This is a genomic window from Microcystis sp. LE19-195.1E, from assembly GCF_027532095.1.
GTDB classification, from domain to species: domain Bacteria; phylum Cyanobacteriota; class Cyanobacteriia; order Cyanobacteriales; family Microcystaceae; genus Microcystis; species Microcystis aeruginosa.
Map to the genome: position 1 here is coordinate 1 of NZ_JAPZSZ010000252.1, position 22,770 is coordinate 22,770.

The window sequence follows — 22,770 nt, forward strand, 5'->3', positions numbered from 1 at the left end:
TAGGGTCTGCTGAAAAAGTTTTTCCTGGGGGTAGGAGTCGGTCGTCGGTCGTCAGTAGCCGGTCGTTTCAGGCTTTGTTGCCCTTGTTTTTTGTACCAAGCGATGTACCACAAGAAGGATAATGCAAGGTTTTTGAAAGTCCCAATCCTATTTTCTTGCACTAACATCGGACTTTAACAGGTCAAAAGCCTTATTTTAAAAGGGTTTTACCATTATTCAGCAAGCCCTAAATAGTTAACAGCTTAGGAATAAAAAGCTCTCGGCGTAGCTGATGGGCAAAGAGTGAAAAATTACAAGAGTTCTTAATATTAATTAACAATAATCTCGTCGGCGCTGTCGGGTTGGTTCATTTCCGTTAGGGTTTGCCAACCTGATTGCCAGAGATTCGCGTCTTGCAACTGTTTAGCATTAATCCAGAAGCGGACGGTCGGATCGCAGGAAGCGACTAATTCGGCAAAAACCCATTGACCGCGATTTTGACGATTGACCACTTGAAAATGTCGCCAGCCCCATGTTTTTTGTTTTGCCGTCCATTTTGATCCCAAGAGATGGGGATATTTCTGTTTTTTGGGCATAAAAGTTAAGACATCTGAGTTCGGGATAGGCTAAAACCCTTATATTATCCTATGTCTGCCAACCCGATTCTTTTCCCGGAGCGATCGACTCGATGACAAACTGAAAAAAAGCCAGCAGAACAAAAGTCAAATTATCGGGGCGCTTAAGTGCGCCCCAGTTTTGGCTAATAACCGCGCCAAACACCAACCAAAACCCCTTGCACTTGTACTTGTTCGGTATTGGCTGTAATTGGTTGATATTTTTGATTAGAGGGTTGGAGAGTGATGATTTCTCCTTCTTGGTAGAAACGTTTTAAAGTAGTACCGTGGCCTTCGACTCTAGCGGCGACGATTTCCCCATTGGAGACCGCTTCATTACCCGTGAGAGAACGCATAATCACCAGATCCCCATCGGCAATATGATCCTCGATCATACTGTCTCCGGAAACCCGCAGAGCATAACAGTCTTGACTGCGTTGCAACAGGTTAGAAAGATCGAGTTTTTCTTCCACATCGGTGAAGGGTTCCACTAAACCACCAGCAGCGATCGCACCTAGAACCGGTAAACCTTGCACTGGTTGTTTGAGAATCCGCAGGGTGCGTGCTTTTCCTTCTGTCCAATCAATATAGCCTTTGGCGCGTAAACGTTCTAAACGGCTTTGAATCGGTGCGGGAGAGCGTAAATTCATCGCTCGCATCATTTGCCGGATGGAAGGGGCGTGTTGAGTAGTGCGAATATACTCAATTAGCCAGTCGTACAACTCCTGTTGCGCTTGAGTAAGGGTTTCGAGGTTAGTCATGATCTATTTTCCTATCCTTGGGTTAAGATAATTTGTACTTTAGTTCATTTGTGTTTAACCTAGTACATCTTAACTTCATCGGCTGACTAAATCAACTGGTTATTAGATCTCTGGCAAAAATCAAAAATTGTCGTGCTTGGTTAGGAGACTCCGAGACAGGAGACTCCGAGACAGGAGATTATTTCTATTTATTCTTCCGACACCCCACACCCTACACCCTACACCCCACACCCTGCCCCCACCGAAAAACTTTTTGCCGCAAACCCTAATTAATAATTCATAATTCCTTCTCCCTGCTCATAGACAGTCTTAACGAGTAATTTAGATAGTCAACAGCTTATCTTCTGACCTAGCACTTTTTTAAAAAAAGTATCATTAATTTTTATCTCAATTCTCAATATTAATTAACTCCAGTGTCGGTTGCTGGCAAACTCAGCAGCGTATTAAGAAAAAATAACGAATTGCTAGAAAGCCAAGAATCTGGATAATGATCGAGGTGGAGACAGAAAAATCGCTCTACTTAAGCCTGTCTGCCGTAAGCGTCCAATAGTAGATAGGGAGTCAAAAGCGACGCTCAAAGAAAATCCTTCGGTTGTCAGGGAAACGACAGGATATTTAGTGCGAAATTGAGCCGTAAAAAAACTTAAAATCCCGACAAATATCGTAAAAACTAAGGGGAACACATGACAAAAAAAACCTATGCAACCATAGACGGTAACGAAGCTGTTGCGCGCGTTGCCTATCGTCTCAGTGAAGTAATCGCTATTTATCCTATCACTCCCTCCTCGCCTATGGGTGAATGGTCCGATAGTTGGGCGGCCGAACGCAGAGCTAATCTCTGGGGAACCATCCCTTCCGTAATCGAAATGCAGAGCGAAGGTGGGGCAGCGGGAACCCTGCACGGAGCGCTACAAACAGGAGCTTTAACTACTACTTTCACTTCCTCGCAGGGATTATTATTAATGCTCCCCAACTTCTACAAAATTGCGGGGGAATTAACCTCTTCAGTAGTCCATGTGGCGGCCCGTGCTTTAGCAGCCCAAGGGTTGTCGATTTTTGGGGATCATAGTGATGTCATGTCTGCCAGAAGTACGGGTTGGGCTATGTTAGCGGCTAATTCCGTTCAAGAAGCTCAAGATCTGGCGGCTATTGCCACAGCTACCACCCTAGAAACGCGGATTCCTTTTCTGCACTTTTTTGATGGTTTTCGTACCAGTCATGAGGTGCAAAAAGTCGAATTAATTAGCGATGAAACTCTCAAAGAACTGATCGATGAAGACCTAATTATTGCCCATCGTCAAAGGGCTTTAACTCCCGATCGACCGGTTTTACGAGGCACGGCACAAAATCCCGATGTTTATTTCCAGGCAAGGGAAAGCGTCAATCCTTTCTATTATGCTTGTCCCGATATCACTCAAAAAATTATGGATCGTTTTGCCCAATTAACAGGACGGCAATACCATCTCTATGAATACCACGGTGCGCCCGATGCCGAAAGAGTGATTATGTTAATGGGATCGGGAGGGGAAACCGTCCATGAAACCGTTGATTATCTCAATCAAAATGGGGCTAAAGTTGGGGTTTTAAAAGTTCGTCTCTATCGTCCCTTTGCCGCCGAAAAATTACTGGCAGCTCTGCCCACCACGGTGAAAAAAATAGCCGTTTTAGATCGCTGTAAAGAACCCGGTGCTGGGGGCGATCCGCTATATTTAGACGTGGTAAATGCCTTTATGGAAGACTACGAAGGCAAGCTGCCGAAAATTGTGGGAGGACGCTACGGTTTATCTTCCAAAGAATTTACTCCAGCCATGATTGCTGGTATATTTGATAACTTAAGTCTCGACAAACCGAAAAATCACTTCACTATTGGTATCGTTGACGATCTTACCTTTTCCAGTCTGGAATATGACCGCAGTTTTTCCACCGAACCGGACGAAGTAGTGCGGGCGGTTTTCTACGGTTTAGGTTCCGATGGTACGGTGGGAGCTAACAAAAATTCAATTAAAATTATCGGTGAAGATACTGATAATTATGCCCAGGGTTATTTCGTCTATGATTCCAAAAAATCTGGGTCTGTCACCGTTTCTCACCTACGCTTTGGACCGGAGCCGATTCGCTCTACCTATTTAATCACTGATGCTAACTTTATCGCCTGTCATCAGTGGGAATTTATCGAACAATTTGACCTGCTAGAAACCGCTAAATCGAACTCAATTTTTCTCCTGAATAGTCCCTATCCACCGGAGGAGGTATTTAGTCACTTACCCCGCAATCTCCAGCAAACTATCATCGATAAAAATCTGCAAGTTTATACGATTAATGCCACTCAAGTAGCCAAAGAAGCGGGGATGGGCAGTCGGATTAATACCGTTATGCAGGTGTGTTTCTTTGCCCTAGCGGGAGTTTTGTCTCGGGAAGAGGCGATCGCACAAATTAAAAAAGCCATCCGCAAGACCTACGGCAAGAAAGGCGAAGAAATCGTGCAGATGAACATCAAAGCTGTGGATTCTGCCCTAGAACACCTCTATCAAGTCCCAATTCCCGCCACTGTCACCCCTGAAGCTTTTGAATTAAGACCACCAATTCCCGACAACGCACCCGCTTTCGTCCGAGAAGTCCTCGGCAAAATTATCGCCCGTCACGGGGATGAATTGCCCGTTAGCTCCCTTCCCAACGATGGTACTTACCCCACCGCCACTAGCCAATGGGAAAAACGCAATATTGCCCAAGAAATCCCCGTTTGGGATGCGGATGTCTGTGTTCAGTGCGGTAAATGCGTTCTCGTTTGTCCCCACGCCGTTATTCGCTCGAAAGTCTATGATGAGGCCGAATTAGCCACGGCCCCGGAAACCTTTAAAGTCGCTAATGCCAAGGATCACGACTGGAAAGGGCTAAAATTCACCATCCAAGTGGCCGCCGAAGATTGTACCGGTTGCGGTCTCTGTGTTGATGTTTGCCCCGCTAAAAACAAATCGCAACCGCGTCTAAGAGCGATTAATATGGCTCCCCAATTGCCCCTGCGGGAACAGGAACGAGTTAACTGGGATTTCTTCCTTAATTTGCCTAATCCAGACCGATTAAGCCTAAATCTCAATAAAATTAACCATCAGCAAATGCAGGAACCTCTCTTTGAGTTTTCCGGCGCTTGTGCCGGTTGTGGTGAGACTCCCTACGTTAAATTAGTCAGTCAGCTATTTGGCGATCGCATGATAGTGGCTAATGCCACCGGTTGTTCATCTATCTACGGAGGTAATTTACCGACAACACCCTGGGCAGTTAACGCCGAAGGTCGCGGGCCGGCCTGGTCGAATTCCCTCTTTGAAGATAATGCCGAATTTGGCTTAGGATTCCGAGTTTCCATCGATAAACAGGCAGAATTTGCCGCCGAACTCTTAGGAACCCTCGCTAGTGAAATCGGAGAAAGTCTAGCGGCAGATATTCTCAATTGTCACCAAGTGGATGAAGCGGAAATTTACGAACAACGGCAACGGGTAGAGGCCCTAAAATCCCGTTTAGGGCAATTAACCCCGACCACGCAGGTGAAAATGTTGTTATCCGTGGCCGATTATCTGGTCAAGAAAAGCGTCTGGATTGTCGGGGGTGACGGTTGGGCCTACGACATCGGTTATGGTGGCTTAGATCACGTTTTAGCCAGTGGTCGCAATGTGAATATTTTGGTCATGGATACGGAAGTTTACTCGAATACGGGCGGCCAGGCCTCGAAAGCTACTCCTCGGGCCGCCGTAGCTAAATTTGCTTCTGGTGGCAAACCCAGCCCGAAAAAAGACCTCGGTTTAATGGCCATGACCTACGGTAACGTCTATGTGGCCAGCGTGGCTATGGGGGCAAGAAACGAGCAAACGATCAAAGCTTTCCTAGAAGCGGAAGCTTACAACGGGCCATCGTTAATTATCGCCTATTCTCACTGTATTGCTCACGGGATCAACATGACCACCGCCATGAACCATCAAAAAGAAGTGGTGGAAAGCGGTCGCTGGTTAATGTACCGTTATCATCCCGATTTAGCTAAAGAAGGCAAAAATCCCCTGCAATTGGACAGCCGTGCGCCTAAGCTTACCGTAGCGCAAACTCTCTACTCGGAGAATCGCTTTAAGATGTTGGCCACCAGTAAGCCGGAGGAAGCTAAACGTCTGCTCAAAGAAGCACAAGCAGATGTGGATACGCGCTGGCAAATGTATCAGTATTTAGCAGCAAAAGGTACAGGGAGCAACGAATAGTTATGAATCTACACACTACCTACATGGGTTTACAATTGCGATCGCCGCTAGTCATCGGTGCGGCCGCACCCTTGAGCGAGGATATCGACAATATCAAGAGAATGGAAGACTTTGGGGCCGCTGCCGTGGTTTTACACTCCTTTTTCGAGGAGCAGATTAAACACGAAAGACTGGCTCTACACCATCATTTTACCCACGGAGCCGAGAGTTTTGCGGAAGCTTTGACTTATTTTCCCGAACCGGAGGTTTTTCACGTTGGTTCCGACGAATATCTCAACCATATTCGCAAAGCCAAAGAAATGGTCGATATTCCGATTATTGCCAGTCTCAACGGTGAGACCTCTGGGGGATGGTTGGAGTATGCCACTCAAATTCAACAAGCGGGCGCTGATGCTTTGGAGTTGAATGTTTATTATGTTCCCAACGACCTGGAATTAACCGGAAATCACGTCGAACAAAACTATATTGATATCCTCAAAATTGTCAAATCGGAGGTATCAATTCCCGTCTCGATGAAGTTAAGTCCCTACTTTAGCAATACGGCCAATATGGCTAAACAATTAGCGGAAGCGGGGGCCGATGGGTTGGTATTATTTAACCGTTTCTATCAGCCGGATATCGACTTAGAAACCTTAGATGTTCACCCCAATATTATCCTCAGTAATCCCCAAGCAATGCGTTTACCCCTGCGCTGGATTGCCATGCTTTACGGTCGTGTACCGACGGATTTTGCCGCTACCAGTGGCATTCATAACGCCATCGACGTGATCAAAATGATGATGGTGGGGGCAAAAGCGACCATGTTAGTTAGTGTTTTATTACGCCACGGTTTGGAGGAAATTACCAAGATCGAACAGGGTTTGTTGCATTGGTTGGAAGAAAATGAGTACGAATCGATCGAGCAGTTAATTGGCAGTATGAGTCAAATGAATTGCCCAGATCCGACCGCTTTTGAACGGGTACAGTACATGAAAGCTCTGCAAAGTTACGAACCTGTTTGGAAACGTTTTCAAACCACCAGCAAATAAAAGTGGGAAGTGGGAAATTATGAATTATGAATTATGAATTGGGGAGTGGGGAGCAGGGAGAATAAATAAAAATAATCTCCTGACTCCCGACTCCTGACTCCTTAATACTGACTCCCGACAACGAAAAAAAATCCTGGAGGATATAACCATGAACGAGAATCAAAAGAAAAAAATCGGCATTCTGACCAGTGGTGGCGATTGCCCGGGGTTAAATGCGGTAATTCGTGCCGTGGTGAAATCATCAAAACTCAAGGGTTGGGATGTGTACGGCATTCCCTACGGGACCGACGGTTTTATGCAGATTGCCGAGGGAAAATATCACCCCGAAGATTTGATCCTGACTCAGCATGGCTATAACCTACCCGGGGTCTTGAAAGGATTAGACGTTTTGCAGTTTCTTAGTGGTAGTGTCTTGGGTTCTTTGAGCAAAGGACATCCCGAAAACCCAGAAATTGCCACGAAAATCCTGCAAGGATACGAAATGCTGGGATTAGATGCCCTGATCGTCGTTGGGGGCGATGGGAGCATTGATATCATCTACGATCTCGCCCAGAAAGGCAACTGGAATATTATCGCGGTTCCCAAAACCATCGATAATGACGTTCCCTATACGGAATGGGCAGTCGGTTTTACCACTGCCGTCGATATCGTCACTCAAGCTTTGTATGATCTCACCTTTACCGCCGCTAGTCACGAAAGGGTGATGATTGTGCAGGTGATGGGTAGAGATGCCGGTCATTTAGCCCTTCATGCCGGAATTGCCGGGGGGGCCGATGCGATTTTTATTCCCGAATTAACCCCGGCTCTCACTCCCGCAATTATCGACGGTTGTTGTCGTCATTTGGCAGAATTACGCGCTCAAGGTCGTAAATTCGCTCTCATTGTCATTTCTGAGGGTGTTAAAAACGAAGATAACCAAAAAGAGAAGTATATTGCCGATTATTTAGAAAAATTAATATTTGACAAAACTCGCTCTTTGTGCGTTACCGATCCCGTCTTCTGTTATCTCAATTCCATGGATGTGCGGGCCATGTCTTTGGGACACCTGCAAAGAAGTCGTCCTCCTTTGGCCATGGATCGACTGTTAGCCACGGCTTTCGGCATTAAGGCCGTAGAATTAATCGAACAGGGAAAACTCGATCGCGTGGTGATTTGGCGCGGGGGACAAGTGCGTAGTTTGCCCCTGAAACCAGTGATCAAAATTATCAAACAATGTCATCAAGAGCATCGCTGTGCCTATCCCGTTGATCCTGATGGTTTTATTGTGAAAACAGCCCGTTCTTTGGGAATTTATCTAGGGGAAAATACCACAACTGAGACGGCAGTGGTTCCAGAAGCTGTGGAGGTGTTGGTTTAGTGATAATAAAGCGAGAAGGGTTGCTAATACTTTCTCGCTTGGTTAATTGGTTAAGATTAGGTATTTCTAAACGCTACAATTACGGGAGATACTGACAGCTACTGTCGAAATAAAAAAACTTTTTAAAAGAGTGTAATTAGGGCTTGCTGAATAAATGTGAAATATAGACGAGGTAAGGGTTTTAGGGGCCTATTTTGCGAAACAGGTGCAAGATTTTGAGAGAATCGTGGTTGAAAACCTTGCATCTTCGGGGCGAAGCATTCGGGCATAACCTATCGGTGAAACCGTAGATTTCCTATCCGAATGCTTCGCCCCTACTTTTTCAGCCAGCCCTAATTAATTTTCTGAGCATAAACTTTTATTATCGGCCCGCGTCCTGTAGGGGCGAAGCATTCGGGCAATAACCTATCGGTGAAACCAGAGATTTTCTATCCGAATGCTTCGCCCGTACTTTTTGCCGCAAATCCTACATAAAGACTTCTACTATCAGTAATGAGGTTATAAGATTGAACTATTGGACAAGCTTCAATGAGATGTCTAATCTCTTGAAAATAGTCATTAATCAACAAATTCTATCTCCTCAATTTCTTCTTTGTCTTGCAGTAAAGCTTCTAGCATCCAAGCTTCTCCCATCCATTCATCAAAGTCTAAGGTATGCTGCAATTCATTGTTTTCAAATCGTCTGAGAAATTCTTGTGTCTGCATTTGATACTTAAGTAGGTAGGCGTTAAAAATCATCAGATCCCCCCGCCTATCGGCACCCCCCTTATCAAGGGGGGCAGGGGGGATCGAACCTAAAATCCATTTTTAATTTAATTATAACCAGCTACTTATTTTCAAAAAAAGTTATTCGTTATTGAGTGTGCTTAATTCCTTCTTGAAGTTCTTGCAGTCTTTCGGTTAATGCGTCTTCAATAAATTTTTTTAAGGAGTTTAGATGTTTAGAACTCAGTTTTACTTCAGCCATAATGCTTCCGAGTTGATAATCGCTGCTGTTTGCCATTCGTCAGTCCATCCTAATTCTAGTTCATCTACTGCTAAAAAAGCTTGGGCGAGTTCTTCTGCTTCTTGTTGTTGTCGCCATTGTTGTAAAATTGAGGCGATGAAAATGCTTTTATCTTCTACTTTCTGGTCTAGGTAATTAACCAGTTCATCGGGTAAAGAAATGGAGATTTTAGCCATTGTTATCTCTTTGGCTATTTGATTCCAATGTCTATCGTATCGTGAACTACTTTTCCTTGCCAACTAATTTTCCTTCACTATTAAATTTAATTCTGCTTACTTCTAATCTCCTGAATATCTTGCCAAAAATCGGCTCTTGTCACATTTTTTAAGGTCTGTTGACGTTCTTGAGTATAGTCACCAAAACCCCATCCAGTATCTTGTAAAAAGCGAATAGCATCGACTTGTCCTAATTCTTTAACTAATGCTTGATAGCCTTTTTGTCTTAGCTCAATTGGTGTCATTGTTTTCATCTCCTTGTAATAGCAAAGTTTCCATTAAACAAGTAACAGGATTATCTAATTTTACTTGCAATAATTTACTGTATTTTATGGCTTTTCTAAGTAATCTGTCATCGGTGGTTAGCAATACGTCTATCCTAGCATATTCGGCGGAAGCGATATGAAAAGAATCATAAAGATCAAATCCTAAATATATAACCAATACTGTTTAACTGTTGTCCCATTCTTCATCACTAATACCCGCTTGTTTGAGAATTTCCTTAACTAAATCTATAGAGATTTCTTGATTTCCATGAGGGTTAGGGATGCGAATTTTATGTTGACCCTTTTTCATAAATTGATGTTTACTACCAGAAAAAGGTCCTGTGTAACCTAAAGCTTTCAATTTTCTGATTAATTTTCTGCGAGAAATTGCTGATGGCATAACTAAACTTCTGCAACTGTTGTAACTTTAATTTCTAATCCATCTATGATAGGTAAAGGGTCGCCATCTTGTAATTTTAAAATGATCCATTCTTCTAGAACTTCTAGTAAGTCTTGACGGCATTCTTCAACGGTCAATCCATTTCCCCAAACGCCTTGAAAGCCTTCTATTTCAGCAAACCAAGTACCGTCATTTAGCCTTTTGTATTGTGCTTTTTGTAAAGCTTTTTCACAATAATTGAGTAAGATCATTTTCTTCTCTAAATCTCCATAATATGTAACTATATTATCACTTCTCCTCACCAATCCCATCACACAAATGTCTATCCTCCTCCTTAACGCCAGAATTAGGATTGTGCAAATAAACCCGCACCCAATCGCAACTACGCCCCATTAAAGCGTTTAAGTCCTGCATTGTCCTACAATCTTTCTGTATTGTCCTACAACTCTTCTGCATCGCCCTATAATCCTTCTGTATCCTCACAAAGAAGTCTAAACCAAGATTAACGGGATTTTAGGATTAACTGGATTATTTACTTGGAAACTCCTGACAATCTTTTAAGATTGAGCATCCTGAAAATCCTCTAATCCTCAAAATCCTGATACTGACGATTTACCCCCAATCCCATCACACAAATGCCTATCCTCCTCCCTGACACCAGAATTAGGATTGTGCAAATAAACCCGCACCCAATCGCAACTACGCTCCATTAAAGCATCTAAATCCCAGCCATTGTTTCCATTCCAGAGTTTGATAGTGTTGTCGTCACTACCGCTCACCAATGTCTTGCCGTCGGGACTAAAATTAACGCTATAGACAGCGCTATCATGCCCCTTGAGGGTGCGGATTTCTTGTCCTGTTTCTACATTCCAGAGTTTGATAGTCCCGTCCCAACTACCGCTCACCAAAGTCTTGCCGTCGGGACTAAAATTAACGCTTATGACAGAGCTATCATGCCCCTTGAGGGTGCGGATTTCCTTGCCTGTTTCTACATTCCAGAGTTTGATAGTGTTGTCACTACTAGATAAAAAGTTACCACTACCAGTCGCTAAAGTCTTACCGTCAGGGCTAAAACTCACGCTTCTAACAATATCATTATGCCCAGAGAGAGTGCGGATTTCTTTCCCTGTCTCTACATTCCACAGTTTGATTGTGTTGTCACTACTATCAGAAGCTAAAGTCTTACCGTCGCTGCTAAAACTCACGCTATAGACACCGCCATTATGCCCAGTAAGAGTGCGGATTTCTTGACCCGTCTCTATATTCCACAGTTTGATTGTGGTCTTCCACCTACCACCGGTTGCTAAGATATTACCGTCGATGCTAAAACTTACGCTTCTGAAACTGCTATTATCAAAAAGAGAGAGAGAGCGGATTTCTTTTCCTGTCTCCACATTCCACAGTTTGATTGTGTTGTCATCACTACCGGTCGCTAAAGTTTTACCGTCGCTACTAAAACTCACGCTAAAGACAATACCATTATGCCCAGAGAGAGTGCGGATTTCTTTTCTTGTCTCTACATTCCACAGTTTGACAGTATTATCCCAGCCACCGGTCGCTAAAGTTTTACCGTTGCTACTAAAACTCACGCTAGTGACACCTCTATTATGCCCAGAGAGAGTACGGATTTCTTTTCCTGTCTGAACATTCCATAGTTTGATTGTCTTGTCATCACTACCCGTCGCTAAAGTCTTACCGTCGCTGCTAAAACTTACGCTATTGACAATACCATTATGCCCAGTGAGAGTGCGGATTTCTTGACCTGTCTGAACATTCCACAGTTTGATTGTCTTGTCATCACTACCGGTCGCTAAAGTCTTGCCATCGCTGCTAAAACTCACGCTATTGACATTACTATTATGCCCTTCTAAAGTATAGCGTTCACTTCTCTCAACCAGAATCTTATTCAAAGCATTCATCACTTCCGCATCATATTTGTGTTGATTTTGCAAGGTTTTTCCTGCCTTAATTGCTTCAACGAAAGCCTCTAATTCTTTTCCTCTATCAAACAAAGACAAGGAAGAAAACCCGCGAGCATTTGCCAGATTGAGTTCCGCTTGTTGTGTTTGTTTCCAAGCCATCCAACCCAATCCTGTACTAATCACCACCGCCACCAAAGAAACCGCCGCAATCCTTCGCGCTGTTCTAATTTTTTCATTTTTTTGACGTTCAGCTTGAGTAACACTCGCCTTAATAAACTCAATCGCCACAGGATCTAAATTAGGCAGAGAATTATTCTTTTGAAACTCAACAATTTTAGCCAACTTAGAACCTCGCCAAAGCTCACTACTCGCTTTTACTGCATCTTGCTTCTGTAAATCATCCCACTGTTTTGCATCAGCATATAAACGACTTCTCAGAACAATTATCTCCTCTTTTTCTCGAATTAAATCCTGTAACACTTGCCAACACCGCAACAATTCTTCATGTGCCACCTCAACCGTTGCTTTCCCGTCTTCTCCCTTACTCACCAAAAGACGATTATCTATCAATTGATAGAGAACTTCCCTTTGCATTTCCTCCTGTTCAAAACTCGATTTATCCGCCCTTCTGCTAACCGCTTTTTCCCCTTCTAAACTAATTAACTCTAGAAAAATTTCCTCTGCTGCTTTCCGTTGCTGTTCATTAAATTGACTATAAATTTTATCCGCTTGTTTTTCTAGCGCACCCGTTACCCCACCAATCTCTTGATAAATCTTATTATTTAAAATCCGATTTTGAATATGATTTTTTTCCCACAATAAATCTAGCGTATATTGTAACAGAGGTAAAGAGCCGGCCTGTTCATAAAAATCGGCAATAATTTGATTAATTAATCCCTTTTCAAAGATTACCCCATTTCTCGCCGCCGGTTCAGCAATAGCTAATCTTAACTCACTTTCGTCCATATCCGTTAACATCTTGCTATACTGATCATGGATTTTTCCTAAACTGGGATAAGGACTTAATTTATCTAAAAAATCCGCCCTCATCGTCATCACAATTTTAACTAAACTATCATTATTTTCAATTAATTTAATCAAACTTTTAATGAAAATATCTCTTTCCGTCTTCGGTGTACGAGTAAATAATTCCTCAAATTGGTCAATAAAAATAAACCATAAATCAGAATTATTTTTTAATCCTTCAACCACCTTAATTAAAGTATCTTCCTGAACAGATTGTGCTAATTTTGCTTGGTATTGTTTATATCTATTTGCCAAAAGACAACCATAAAAAGACTCAAAGGGATTAACATCAGGAACAAAAGTTAAATTAACCAATTTATTCGCGCCAAAATTATCCTTTAACTTAGGAATTAAACCCGCTTGCACGAGAGAAGACTTACCACTTCCCGACGCACCTAAAAGCAATAAAACATTCTTTTGCTGTAAATAATCAGTTAACTCAACAATCCAATTATCTCGCCCAAAAAACCTATCCTTATCATCTACTTCAAACTTCCTTAAACCCAAATAAGGTGAACCCGTAATTAAAGGTTGAGACTGAATCTCAACTCCTGACTTTTGGGTGATAATATATTGATTGATTACACCGCCACTAATATCACCCGCAATTCCCTTAAATTCACCATCACCAATAAGACCTTTAACATCACCTCCTATTTCTGAATAATAACTTTTATCAGTCATTTTTGCTACCCCAAAATTATTCTTTTAAAGTTAACTTTAAATTGCAGTTTTAGAATTAGCACTCTTTAAGGACTTCCTACTAAACCAAACAATTTAGCCAAACCGCCTAAAATCGTTACAATTAAAGCGACTAAAATCCCTCGACTGACAAACTCTTGATTCTCTAAGCGCTTTTCCACGCCATCATTTTTTCCCTCTAAACGCTTCTCAATACCATCAATTTTTCCCTCTAGACGCTTCTCAATACCATCGATTTTTTCCTCCAGACGCTTCTCGACACCATCAATTTTTCCCTCCAGACGCTTAATTTCACCTTTAACTTCACTAAGTTCAATCTTAATATCAGTAACATCTTTTTGAAGATTGTCTAACTTTTGATTGATTTGAATTAGAAAATCTTTAAGTTCTACCTCAACAGTAATTGACATAAATTTCCCTCTTAAATAATCCTCAACTAATTAATGTTCTGACTAATATTTCCACCACTAATATCTCCTGCAATTCCCTTAAAAGTACCATCTCCCACCATTCCCTTAATATCACCACCAACATTAATATTATACTTACCTGCGGCAAATTCTTCAGGTTTTAATTGCTTAAGTAATTCTTCTGCTGTCTTAATAACCTCTGCATCTCTATCAATTTTTGCTTCAAGTAACTCTTCTTTGAGCAGTGTTTTTACCCCCTCTGAATCTGGTTTTTTATCATGTTTATCGACGATATCACTATCATCTGTTTTCCCTTTTTCTGCAAATTTCTGGCTCTTCGTTACTTGTTATGGTTCGATAGGGGGGCATAAATCGACTAAATCTTTATCTGGTAAGAGATTTAATTGATTAGTTCGCTCTAGATCGAAAACAATTGACAAAAATCGCAGCCATGTCTTTCTCTATAAGGGTTTCATCTCTTATAATCCTGTCTGTTGCATAAGACAAACCGAAGAACCAAATTTCTTCTTAATCAACGCTTTTAAACTCTCATAAGCATCCTTAACGGCTGTTCCTGCCGTATCCTTAGCAGCAGCAACCGCACCAGCAGCCAACGCAGCGAGAATTAGAGAAATCGGTTCCATTGCCTGAGACTCCAAATTAGATATTGCTGACTCAATTTTAGATCAAAGCAAAGTATCTGACGCAATTATGGCGCAGGTATTGGGCGCGGATGGCTTGCTCGTCGGGGTTGTTGGCTACTACTGCAAGCTGGACGTAGGTGGGATAGTAGCGACAGAAGGTGTAAATCCCACCGTCATCGATGCCCTGCTTGTTCGGTAAAAATCTTTCGCACTGAGGGATGATTGCGACGGGATAGCCGAAAATCTGGACAAAACTGGGAGTAGCAGTCCTCTAGATGCGCCCAATCAAGCGCACACTCAGATGAAAATTGCTCAAATTCACTTTAACCTAGATTTGTAGAAGTTGGATTAAATTATCTCAAGGGAACAAAACCAGCTTTTTCAATTAATTCCTGTCCTTGATCGGTTAATAACAAATCAGCGTAAGCTTCCCCCGCTTGTTCGTCTAATTGACCATTTTGTTTGATAATAACAAAAAGACGACGGGTGATCGGGTATTCTCCCTTTTGAAAAGCTAATTCATTCAGTTGATTACGCTTCTGGGGACATTGGGAAGACGGGATCGAAGGTTCTTGATAGGGGGCAACTAACTTATTTTCGCTTTTACCGAGGGGTAAAGTTTTAATTCCACACTGGGGAACTACTTCCGGTGCAGAAGCATAGTAAATTCCTCCCGGATTTTGGGAAACTTTTCTGAGAGCGGGAGTTGTACTATAAACGTACTTAATGTTACTGCCAAAATCGGCTTTTTCTAAAACCTGATCGATAAAAAATTCCACGGTTCCCCCATCTTCCTTGCGTCGGGAATAGGGAATAATCGCTAAATTAGGCCCGCCCACTTGCCGCCAATTGCGAATTTTTCCTGTATAAATATCTTTTAACTGGGTAATTGTTAGACCGGAAACTGGTAAATCGGGATGAACTGCGATCGCAATTCCATCGATAGCTACGGGAACCTCTTTTAAGGTCAATCCCCGTTGTTGAGCGCGTTGTATTTCCTCATCTTTGAGCGATCGAGATGCTTGGGAAAAAGCCAATTGATTCTCGATTAACATCCGAATACCGCTGCCGGTGCCGGGGGTTCCCGTAGTGGGATCGGTATAGACAAGGCGAAATTTCGGCCAGACTTGCTGGATAATAAAGTCCACTTCCTTGCGAATCGGGGCCCAAGTGGTACTTCCCCCGTAGTTAAATAATCCTTCCGGGACATTTTTAACTGCACCTAAAGTTTCAGAAATTTGATTATTCGAGGAGGAAGAAGAATTAGATCGATCATTGAGATTGGGAAAGGTTTTGTTGAGCAACCACCAAGCAATTCCTCCTAAAAGTGCCGATGTCACCATAACCGTCAACAGCAGCGGAAGAATTTCATTTTTCTGGGACATAAAATCAGGATCACGATTCGGACTACTTTAATGATAATCCCAGCTTTTTTTAATGACCCTAACTTTTACAATTCTTTCGGGTTGTGCCAAGGGTTAAGGATCAACCATAGAGACACGAACAACAGAAAGGAGAGGATAGATTCGATGAGTAATACTAAACCAGGTTATTAAAAACTGATTATTTATTCTCCCTTTTGCCTCTTGCCTCTTGCATGAGTGCCTGTCCTGATATGTAAGCCTATACTCAACGGATTTAGTATAAAACCTATCAGACAAAGGACAAGATAGCGATATAACCTGCTTGAGCATCTTCTCCTGTTGACTGGCTACAGACCTTCGAACAGCAAAAAAACTTGAACAACAAAAACTAGAACAGCAAGGGATGGAGGCAACCCCATCCCCAAACTAGACAATTATGCTATTCTTTTTTATACATCACCTCCACCACGGTATGGACGTTACCTCTGGGATGAAAATCCCCCTTAACTTTCATCTGCAAGGGTTCGCAAGCGGCCACCAAATCATCTAAAATTTGGTTAATTGCTTCTTCGTGGGAAATATAACGATCGCGATAACTATTAATATAAAGTTTAATCGCCTTTAATTCCATCACCTTTTGATCGGGAACGTAGCTAAGATAAATAGTGGCAAAATCGGGATAACCGGAAAAGGGACACTTACAGGTATATTCCGGCAGAGTGATCTGAATATCGTAATTTCTGCCAGGGCGTGGATTGGGGAAAGTAATTAATGTTCCTTCGGCAATTTCTCTTTCCCCGTACTTAACTTCAATTTTTTCGGAAGACTGAACCATGTTTTTTCCTAACTAGACAATGTTTCCTATCATAGCTGGAATATTCTCTCAAGAGGCGTTACCGAATCAAGAGATGAATAGTAACTCCTGCATCCTATTGACAAATTAGCTTAGTCCCGGGTTGAAAGAATGCCGAGAAGACAATGCAGACTTAAAATCAGCCAAGTCGAATTTTCAGGTAAAAAATGCTCTATGATTAACTCTAAAGATACTGTAAAACTGGTTTCATGCTCTCCGAGATTAAAAACATAGCCGAGAGTCTCGCACCCCGATTAGTGGAGATTCGCCGCCACATTCACGCGAATCCAGAGTTAAGTGGGCAAGAATATCAAACGGCCGCCTATATTGCCGGGGTTTTGTCTTCCTGTGGTCTATCGGTGCAGGAAGCGGTGGGAAAAACGGGAGTTAAGGGAGAATTGGCGGGAAAAGGCAGTGATCGAAGGATTTTAGCCATCCGCGCCGATATGGATGCCCTACCGATCCAAGAAAGAACCGATTTAGACTTTGCTTCCCGCAAACCGGGGATTATGCACGCCTGCGGTCACGATGTTCATGCTACCGTCGGTTTAGGGGTGGCGATGGTGCTTTCCCGTCTCTCGGAACCTTTGGGGGGAAAAATACGCTTTCTCTTTCAACCAGCAGAGGAAATCGCCCAGGGGGCCAATTGGATGATCCGGGAGGGGGTGATGCGGGATGTCAGCGCCGTTTTGGGGCTGCACGTTTTCCCCTCGATTCCGGCCCGATCGATCGGAGTTCGTTACGGGGCCTTAACTGCAGCTGCCGACGATCTGGAGATTTTTATTCAAGGGGAATCCGGCCACGGGGCCCGGCCCCACGAGGCGATCGATGCTATCTGGATCGCTTCGCAAGTAATCACCACTTTACAACAGGCAATTAGTCGGACTCAAAACCCTTTGCGTCCCATTGTCCTCACCATCGGGCAGATTAGCGGTGGTCGCGCCCCCAACGTCATCGCCGATCAGGTACGCATGGCGGGAACCGTGCGATCGCTGCACCCAGAAACCCACGCCCATCTCCCGGAATGGATCGAGAGTTTGGTCACGAATGTCTGTAGCACATATAACGCTAAATGTCAAGTAAATTATCGCCGGGGCGTGCCATCGGTACAAAATGACCAATTTTTAACCCGGTTAGTCGAAGAAGCTGGTTTAGAAGCTTGGGGACAGGATCGGGTTTTAATTCTCTCGGAACCCTCCATGGGGGCCGAGGATTTTTCCCTTTATTTGCAACAGGCCCCGGGGACAATGTTCCGTCTGGGAGTGGGTTCTCCTCACCTCCTCAATCCCCCCCTTCACCATCCGGAATTTTTAGTGGATGAGTCGGCAATTCTCACGGGAGTGATTACTTTAGCCTACGCGGCCTATAAATATTGGCAACGGCCAGATTAAACCGGTTTTTCAAGATAATTTTATGGAAATTTGGCAAGATTTAGCTATTATAGCTTGGACGGAATTGCTGCTGGATAATTATGAACGATTAATCGGGCGATCGCTTTTACCCCGGATCGGTACTGGCAAAGAACAGAGTAAAATGCTCTTTTATGCCCCTTTTGTGCTAGTTTCCCACGGTACACAAACTAATCCGATCTTCAATTATGGTAATCGCGGTGCCCTCGATCTCTGGGGTTTAACTTGGCCAGAATTATTAACAACTCCTTCGCGAGCGACGGTAGAGGGGGAGGAAATCGCCAAAGAACGCCAAAAAATGCTGGATTTAGTCAAAAAACAGGGCTATATCAACGATTATCACGGGGTAAGGATCACGAAAAATGGTCAACTATTTCGCATCGAAAAAGCGATCGTTTGGAATATCATCGATCGTGATGGCATTTACTGCGGACAGGCTGCCACTTTTGCCGATTGGATTTTTCTCTGATTTATCACCCCAATATGACCAACTCAGACCGAATTATTGTTCCTCTCGATGTGCCGGATTTAGAATCAGCGATCGCACTGCTTGATCTGTTGCCGGAAGTCAATTTTTGGAAAGTGGGACTAGAATTATTTGTCAGTAGCGGTGCAGAAATTCTAGGGATTCTGCAAGAAAGACAAAAAAAGAGCTTTCTCGATCTAAAATTTCATGATATTCCCAATACAATCGCCGGGGCCTGTCGTTCAGCTAGTCGCTATCAAGTGGATTTACTCACCCTGCACGCTACGGCCGGACGGCAAGCACTGACGGCGGCTAAGGGGGCAATCTCTGACCTGCTATCGCCGCCAAAACTTCTCGCTATCACCGTTTTAACCAGCCTTAACGCCCGCGAATTAGCCCTCGACCTCAAAATTCCCCTAGAACTATCGGAATATGCCTTAAATCTGGCATTATTGGCCAAGGAATCGGGAATTGATGGCGCGGTTTGTTCTCCCCAGGAAGTGGCGCAATTGCGGCGCGTCTGTGGAGAGGATTTTCTCTTAGTTTGCCCCGGAGTTCGTCCCTCCTGGTCAAGCAAAGGGGATCAAAGTCGGGTGATGACTCCGGCCCAAGCGCTTAAAGCTGGGGCTGATTATCTAGTAATTGGACGACCGATCACCGGTGCCGAGGAGCCAAAGGTAGCATGGGCAAAAATTTGTCACGAATTAGCCGATATTTAGGGGTATTACTGGTTATTTTCGGGATTAACTTGCCAGCAGTTAGTCGTCCTCTTTCTAGCTGTCCGGAGGATTTAAATCTTTTAGTCGATCGCCTCTTGTCAGATTTACCCAGTTATGCTAATCGAGTTATTACCCGCTCCCAAATCGATCAAGAATTATCTACACCGGTTTTTGTGATTATTGCCGGTCGTCCCGAATTTACACCCCTACCTTTAACTGCCAGTCAATATTCTGGTCAAATTGCCGATGACACTCAACAGGTTTTTTTTACGACTTTAGAGCGTCAGTATAGCAAAAATCGCTTTGTCACTCTCCAGAATTATCACTGGTTATTTTTAACTAAAACTGGGGAAGGATGGCGATTAGTGACGGTTTACAGTCAATTAGCTGCCCTTGAACCCGCTCAAGTCCCCTTACCTCCCCTAGAAACCAGCCAAGGCACCATCGGCCAAGCGGTGCGTCTCTGGCTGCGGGACTGCGAAGCGGCTGCATTGCGCTAAATTCGCTCGGCCAAAACAAAGCGATCGAAACCTGCTAGGTCGTTAATAATCTGAATTTGTCGATAATTGCCCTGATTTTCCAGCATTTGCGCTACTTTTTCCCCTTGACCGGCTCTCATTTCCACTAGCCAAAGGCCTCCCGATCGCAGATAATCGGGAGCAGTGGCCACTAGATAGCGCAGCGCGGTCAATCCGTCTTCACCTCCATCGAGGGCCAAACGGGGTTCATGTTCCCGCACTTCAATTTGTAAGTCAAGGATTTCTGCACTGGGAATATAGGGAGGATTGGACAGCATACCGCTAATCTGTCCTTGCCACTTCTCTAGGGGTGTCCACCAAGAACCCTGTTTTAAGATAATTCTGTCGACAAAACCCGTATTGATGATATTTTCTTTGGCGATCGCTAAAGCCGTTTGACTGTAATCAATAGCATATATCTCTGCTTTTGTCAAGATACTGGCTAAACCAATAGCGATCGCACCGCTACCGGTTCCCAGATCTACCCAGATTCCCCCGTCTTCTCCTCTGACGGTTTCTCCAACAATATCGATTAATAACTCGGTTTCGGGACGAGGAATTAAGACTTCTGGGGAGACTTTGAGGGTAAAATTACGCCAGACCACCGATTCGAGCAAATACTGTAAGGGAACCCTTGATTGCAGGCGTTTTTGCCAGCGTTTAGTAATTTCCGACCAAGAATAACTCAAAGGGATTTTTTCTCGTTCGCGAAAGGATTGTAAGCGCAGGGAAAGAGTATCTATATCTGTCACTGCTTGCAGAAAGATATCCACTTCTTTCGGAGATAGTTGCGCTTGCTCTAAATCGGCGATCGCCTGTTGGCGCCATTGACTTAATTCTTGACCGGAAATACTAGCAGACACAAGACTTAACGATTGGGGGCGGGGGGATTATTGGTATTATTATTAGGGCGTGGCTGATTTGCCGGGGGTTGGTTGGGAGCCTTTTGGTTGCTATTTGCCCGAATGAAATCAATCGTTTCTTGGCTAGGATAGAGGAGAATTTTAGTTAAAGCTTCATCGTTGCTTTGTTGTAGGGTGGCGATGACATTTTCTAAGGGAATAACATCAATTTTCACCGTGGCCGCTTCTGCGGGATTAGCTTTTTTATATTGTTCTACCATTTGCAAAGCGGCGGCCTTTTCAAAGAAGAAAGGAATCAAATCCTGATTATTGCGACTGATCACCAGAAAATTACTCTCTTTTCCTGCTTTCGGCACAAACAAAGGTACACCACCTTGATATTGTTGACCTCTTTCACTGAGCAGTTTTTTCGCTGATTCTACTTCCGACTCTTTGGGAACAAAATCGATAATTAAACGATTTTGATCGGTTTGACTGGTTTGCATTTTATAGACCTGTGCCAAAGAAACAGGCTGAACTTTAACTTTACTAGCCACTTCAGGATTCTCTTTTTTCAGTCGTTCAAAAAAGTTTTGTGCGTCCTGCCGACTGATAAAAACCCCCGTGAATTTCTGTTCTTTTTCTCCTACGGCAATTAGGGGAACTCCTTGATCGTCGGCAATAGCGAAGACAGGTACAGACTGCAAGGTTTTGACGATTTGTTCTTCCGGTAAAGCGAGTGCTTTAGAATAGCTGCCCAGCAGCGAAGTCAACATTGTCGTTCCTACTAAACCAAGAGTTGCTGTCCAACGAATGAGAGATTTCATCAAAATAATTACCTCGTTATTACTATTAACCAATATTTGCCGTTAATCTGAACTATATAGTCTATTTGACTCCTCCGATCAGGAGTTTTCCGATGAATAACCAGCCCCAAAAGTTCCCTTTATTGGCTTGCTTCTGAACCATCATAGCTAAAAAGCTCCATATTTGGTGAGATGTGGTCGCAGCGGCGGCCAGGAAATAGGGGCAATTTATGGGCTGATCTGGGGAATAATAGGGATTAATTGGATTTTTTAAGCTATATTTTCAAAAAAATCGCTTTAGCTACGGTTTAAGCTTGCTTTTGCCTTAATAAGCACCAACTTGAGATCAAAAGGCCTCCTCTTGTCTGAATCAGTTAGTCAACTGGCTACCTTTTGATCTTGGCACTACTAATGACTTTCGGAGAGATGGTGCGGATGGGCGATCGCTAACCGCAGCCATTGATAGGAAACTAGATTTAAAATCAGTCCGATGATCAATAAAATTGCCATGAGAGCGATTTGATACCAGGCGATCGGTCTGACCAGAAGATCGGCGATCAGATGGGCTAAATTCAAGACAGAATAGAGAATTGTCAGCCAGAAATGGGACTTTCTCAAGGAGCGACTTTCGCTAAAATTGACCCCGATAATCGCTAACATTGGCAGCAAAAAAAAGAGCAACATTCCCCAGAAAATCGGATCGAGATTGCTGGTTTGATGACTCTCGACGATCGATTGACCATGGAAGAGCGGCATTAAACCCAGTTGGGTGTGAAATAGGGTTCCCAAGAGGAATGTTGTCCAGAGAGCGGCAATTTTTTCGGGATATTTCGCTGTTTTCACGGTAATTATCCTCTTAATCGGTTAGTATAAAAGGTCGGGCTAGGTGAGAAAGTATTCTTAAATTTTTTCTAGTCACTTATCTATAAGTAGTCGTGCAAAATTAATTTCCTAGTCGAGACTCCGAGACTCCGAGACTCCGAGACTCCGAGACTCCGAGACAGCTATTAGGGATCGGATTTGAGTTTTCAGTTCACTGTTTACTCACAGCAGAAGTCTGGCGGAGTAGTGGCTTAGATGTGTAATTAGGGGCTGCTGAAAAAGCTTTTCTGGGGGCAGGGTGTGGGGTGTGGGGTGTGGGGTGTGGGGTTTGATCGATTTTCAGGTGGTCAACTACCTAATTTTCAGGGAAAAAGTACCTGAATTTTCCCCCCTATCCCCGCAA

Annotated in this window: 24 protein-coding genes; 8 read left to right on the forward strand and 16 right to left on the reverse strand. The window is 43.5% G+C overall.

What is annotated here, in order from left to right; genetic code table 11:
- Positions 1 to 308 precede the first annotated feature (308 nt).
- Together O9300_RS13930 and lexA are read right to left on the reverse strand one after the other, a co-directional pair.
- Complete coding sequence (locus tag O9300_RS13930) at positions 309 to 575, reverse strand: TIGR02450 family Trp-rich protein (RefSeq protein ID WP_002737176.1); 267 nt, start codon at positions 573 to 575, stop codon at positions 309 to 311.
- Positions 576 to 739: 164 nt separating this feature from the next.
- Positions 740 to 1,354, reverse strand: coding sequence for a transcriptional repressor LexA (lexA, locus tag O9300_RS13935; RefSeq protein ID WP_079209078.1), 615 nt, complete (start codon positions 1,352 to 1,354; stop codon positions 740 to 742).
- 136 nt (positions 1,355 to 1,490) lie between these two features.
- Between lexA and O9300_RS13940 the strand changes: the two genes are divergently transcribed.
- The 4 genes from O9300_RS13940 to O9300_RS13955 all read left to right on the forward strand — a co-directional run bounded on the left by O9300_RS13940 (position 1,491) and on the right by O9300_RS13955 (position 7,977).
- Positions 1,491 to 1,637 (forward strand): hypothetical protein, encoded by a 147-nt coding sequence (locus tag O9300_RS13940; protein ID WP_287972243.1) that lies wholly within the window; start codon positions 1,491 to 1,493, stop codon positions 1,635 to 1,637.
- Between the two features lie 400 nt (positions 1,638 to 2,037).
- Positions 2,038 to 5,592 carry a pyruvate:ferredoxin (flavodoxin) oxidoreductase gene (gene nifJ, locus O9300_RS13945; protein ID WP_287972245.1) on the forward strand — a complete coding sequence of 1,185 codons (3,555 nt, stop codon included), beginning with the start codon at positions 2,038 to 2,040 and terminating at the stop codon, positions 5,590 to 5,592.
- Between the two features lie 2 nt (positions 5,593 to 5,594).
- On the forward strand, positions 5,595 to 6,620 hold the full coding sequence (locus tag O9300_RS13950) for a dihydroorotate dehydrogenase-like protein (protein ID WP_002800213.1): 1,026 nt from the start codon (positions 5,595 to 5,597) through the stop codon (positions 6,618 to 6,620).
- A gap of 148 nt (positions 6,621 to 6,768) precedes the next feature.
- Complete coding sequence (locus O9300_RS13955) at positions 6,769 to 7,977, forward strand: ATP-dependent 6-phosphofructokinase (RefSeq protein WP_287972246.1); 1,209 nt, start codon at positions 6,769 to 6,771, stop codon at positions 7,975 to 7,977.
- 558 nt (positions 7,978 to 8,535) lie between these two features.
- Here the strand turns inward: O9300_RS13955 and O9300_RS13960 are convergent.
- The 11 genes from O9300_RS13960 to queF all read right to left on the reverse strand — a co-directional run bounded on the left by O9300_RS13960 (position 8,536) and on the right by queF (position 16,767).
- Positions 8,536 to 8,715 (reverse strand): hypothetical protein, encoded by a 180-nt coding sequence (locus O9300_RS13960; protein ID WP_002758288.1) that lies wholly within the window; start codon positions 8,713 to 8,715, stop codon positions 8,536 to 8,538.
- A 216-nt stretch (positions 8,716 to 8,931) separates the two neighbouring features.
- Positions 8,932 to 9,159, reverse strand: a complete 228-nt coding sequence (locus tag O9300_RS13965) for a DUF8778 family protein (protein ID WP_052277900.1) — start codon at positions 9,157 to 9,159, stop codon at positions 8,932 to 8,934.
- A gap of 86 nt (positions 9,160 to 9,245) precedes the next feature.
- Entirely contained in the window at positions 9,246 to 9,443 is a 198-nt protein-coding gene (locus O9300_RS13970; RefSeq protein ID WP_002797026.1) for a hypothetical protein, read from the reverse strand.
- Between the two features lie 205 nt (positions 9,444 to 9,648).
- The gene (locus O9300_RS13975; protein WP_002797028.1) at positions 9,649 to 9,864 is read right to left on the reverse strand and encodes a type II toxin-antitoxin system HicA family toxin; all 216 of its coding nucleotides are present in this window, start codon (positions 9,862 to 9,864) and stop codon (positions 9,649 to 9,651) included.
- A gap of 2 nt (positions 9,865 to 9,866) precedes the next feature.
- Positions 9,867 to 10,115, reverse strand: coding sequence for a type II toxin-antitoxin system HicB family antitoxin (locus O9300_RS13980; RefSeq protein WP_002736552.1), 249 nt, complete (start codon positions 10,113 to 10,115; stop codon positions 9,867 to 9,869).
- Positions 10,116 to 10,454: 339 nt separating this feature from the next.
- Complete coding sequence (locus O9300_RS13985; protein ID WP_287972250.1) at positions 10,455 to 13,496, reverse strand: nSTAND1 domain-containing NTPase; 3,042 nt, start codon at positions 13,494 to 13,496, stop codon at positions 10,455 to 10,457.
- A 65-nt stretch (positions 13,497 to 13,561) separates the two neighbouring features.
- Positions 13,562 to 13,924 (reverse strand): hypothetical protein, encoded by a 363-nt coding sequence (locus tag O9300_RS13990; RefSeq protein WP_287972252.1) that lies wholly within the window; start codon positions 13,922 to 13,924, stop codon positions 13,562 to 13,564.
- A gap of 26 nt (positions 13,925 to 13,950) precedes the next feature.
- Complete coding sequence (locus O9300_RS19520) at positions 13,951 to 14,217, reverse strand: Het-E N-terminal domain-containing protein (RefSeq protein WP_353851556.1); 267 nt, start codon at positions 14,215 to 14,217, stop codon at positions 13,951 to 13,953.
- Positions 14,218 to 14,403: 186 nt separating this feature from the next.
- On the reverse strand, positions 14,404 to 14,568 hold the full coding sequence (locus O9300_RS13995; RefSeq protein WP_287972261.1) for a Het-E N-terminal domain-containing protein: 165 nt from the start codon (positions 14,566 to 14,568) through the stop codon (positions 14,404 to 14,406).
- A 353-nt stretch (positions 14,569 to 14,921) separates the two neighbouring features.
- Positions 14,922 to 15,953: a PstS family phosphate ABC transporter substrate-binding protein gene (locus O9300_RS14000; protein WP_287972254.1), complete on the reverse strand. Its 1,032-nt coding sequence runs from the start codon at positions 15,951 to 15,953 to the stop codon at positions 14,922 to 14,924.
- A gap of 418 nt (positions 15,954 to 16,371) precedes the next feature.
- Positions 16,372 to 16,767, reverse strand: a complete 396-nt coding sequence (gene queF / locus O9300_RS14005; protein WP_002740916.1) for a preQ(1) synthase — start codon at positions 16,765 to 16,767, stop codon at positions 16,372 to 16,374.
- A gap of 227 nt (positions 16,768 to 16,994) precedes the next feature.
- Between queF and O9300_RS14010 the strand changes: the two genes are divergently transcribed.
- Genes O9300_RS14010 through O9300_RS14025 form a run of 4 tightly spaced genes read left to right on the forward strand, consistent with a single transcriptional unit; the run spans position 16,995 to position 19,879 of the window.
- Entirely contained in the window at positions 16,995 to 18,176 is a 1,182-nt protein-coding gene (locus tag O9300_RS14010) for a M20 family metallopeptidase (protein ID WP_190723022.1), read from the forward strand.
- Between the two features lie 22 nt (positions 18,177 to 18,198).
- The gene (locus tag O9300_RS14015; protein ID WP_287972255.1) at positions 18,199 to 18,663 is read left to right on the forward strand and encodes an MEKHLA domain-containing protein; all 465 of its coding nucleotides are present in this window, start codon (positions 18,199 to 18,201) and stop codon (positions 18,661 to 18,663) included.
- 14 nt (positions 18,664 to 18,677) lie between these two features.
- Entirely contained in the window at positions 18,678 to 19,379 is a 702-nt protein-coding gene (gene pyrF, locus O9300_RS14020; protein WP_287972257.1) for an orotidine-5'-phosphate decarboxylase, read from the forward strand.
- Entirely contained in the window at positions 19,343 to 19,879 is a 537-nt protein-coding gene (locus O9300_RS14025) for a hypothetical protein (protein ID WP_061431790.1), read from the forward strand. The genes pyrF and O9300_RS14025 overlap by 37 nt, the downstream gene beginning before the upstream one ends.
- On the opposite strand, the gene prmC is transcribed toward O9300_RS14025, so the two are convergent.
- The 3 genes from prmC to O9300_RS14040 all read right to left on the reverse strand — a co-directional run bounded on the left by prmC (position 19,876) and on the right by O9300_RS14040 (position 22,388).
- Positions 19,876 to 20,760, reverse strand: coding sequence for a peptide chain release factor N(5)-glutamine methyltransferase (prmC, locus tag O9300_RS14030; protein WP_287972258.1), 885 nt, complete (start codon positions 20,758 to 20,760; stop codon positions 19,876 to 19,878). The genes O9300_RS14025 and prmC overlap by 4 nt on opposite strands.
- Positions 20,761 to 20,765: 5 nt before the next feature.
- Positions 20,766 to 21,566: a Tic22 family protein gene (locus tag O9300_RS14035; RefSeq protein ID WP_002797039.1), complete on the reverse strand. Its 801-nt coding sequence runs from the start codon at positions 21,564 to 21,566 to the stop codon at positions 20,766 to 20,768.
- Positions 21,567 to 21,953: 387 nt separating this feature from the next.
- Positions 21,954 to 22,388 carry a hypothetical protein gene (locus O9300_RS14040; protein ID WP_287972260.1) on the reverse strand — a complete coding sequence of 145 codons (435 nt, stop codon included), beginning with the start codon at positions 22,386 to 22,388 and terminating at the stop codon, positions 21,954 to 21,956.
- Positions 22,389 to 22,770: the final 382 nt, after the last annotated feature.

Excerpts from the sequence above, each read along its gene's own strand:
- O9300_RS13970 (WP_002797026.1), bottom strand. The coding sequence starts at position 9,443 with ATGACACCAATTGAGCTAAGACAAAAAGGCTATCAAGCATTAGTTAAA.
- O9300_RS13975 (WP_002797028.1), bottom strand. The coding sequence starts at position 9,864 with ATGCCATCAGCAATTTCTCGCAGAAAATTAATCAGAAAATTGAAAGCT.
- O9300_RS13995 (WP_287972261.1), bottom strand. The coding sequence starts at position 14,568 with ATGGAACCGATTTCTCTAATTCTCGCTGCGTTGGCTGCTGGTGCGGTT.
- O9300_RS13985 (WP_287972250.1), bottom strand. The coding sequence starts at position 13,496 with ATGACTGATAAAAGTTATTATTCAGAAATAGGAGGTGATGTTAAAGGT.
- O9300_RS13990 (WP_287972252.1), bottom strand. The coding sequence starts at position 13,924 with ATGTCAATTACTGTTGAGGTAGAACTTAAAGATTTTCTAATTCAAATC.
- queF (WP_002740916.1), bottom strand. The coding sequence starts at position 16,767 with ATGGTTCAGTCTTCCGAAAAAATTGAAGTTAAGTACGGGGAAAGAGAA.
- pyrF (WP_287972257.1), top strand. The coding sequence starts at position 18,678 with ATGACCAACTCAGACCGAATTATTGTTCCTCTCGATGTGCCGGATTTA.
- nifJ (WP_287972245.1), top strand. The coding sequence starts at position 2,038 with ATGACAAAAAAAACCTATGCAACCATAGACGGTAACGAAGCTGTTGCG.
- O9300_RS14025 (WP_061431790.1), top strand. The coding sequence starts at position 19,343 with ATGGGCAAAAATTTGTCACGAATTAGCCGATATTTAGGGGTATTACTG.
- O9300_RS14000 (WP_287972254.1), bottom strand. The coding sequence starts at position 15,953 with ATGTCCCAGAAAAATGAAATTCTTCCGCTGCTGTTGACGGTTATGGTG.
- O9300_RS13980 (WP_002736552.1), bottom strand. The coding sequence starts at position 10,115 with ATGATCTTACTCAATTATTGTGAAAAAGCTTTACAAAAAGCACAATAC.
- O9300_RS13950 (WP_002800213.1), top strand. The coding sequence starts at position 5,595 with ATGAATCTACACACTACCTACATGGGTTTACAATTGCGATCGCCGCTA.
- O9300_RS13930 (WP_002737176.1), bottom strand. The coding sequence starts at position 575 with ATGCCCAAAAAACAGAAATATCCCCATCTCTTGGGATCAAAATGGACG.
- O9300_RS14035 (WP_002797039.1), bottom strand. The coding sequence starts at position 21,566 with ATGAAATCTCTCATTCGTTGGACAGCAACTCTTGGTTTAGTAGGAACG.
- O9300_RS14010 (WP_190723022.1), top strand. The coding sequence starts at position 16,995 with ATGCTCTCCGAGATTAAAAACATAGCCGAGAGTCTCGCACCCCGATTA.
- lexA (WP_079209078.1), bottom strand. The coding sequence starts at position 1,354 with ATGACTAACCTCGAAACCCTTACTCAAGCGCAACAGGAGTTGTACGAC.
- O9300_RS13965 (WP_052277900.1), bottom strand. The coding sequence starts at position 9,159 with ATGGCTAAAATCTCCATTTCTTTACCCGATGAACTGGTTAATTACCTA.
- O9300_RS13955 (WP_287972246.1), top strand. The coding sequence starts at position 6,769 with ATGAACGAGAATCAAAAGAAAAAAATCGGCATTCTGACCAGTGGTGGC.
- O9300_RS13960 (WP_002758288.1), bottom strand. The coding sequence starts at position 8,715 with ATGATTTTTAACGCCTACCTACTTAAGTATCAAATGCAGACACAAGAA.
- O9300_RS14015 (WP_287972255.1), top strand. The coding sequence starts at position 18,199 with ATGGAAATTTGGCAAGATTTAGCTATTATAGCTTGGACGGAATTGCTG.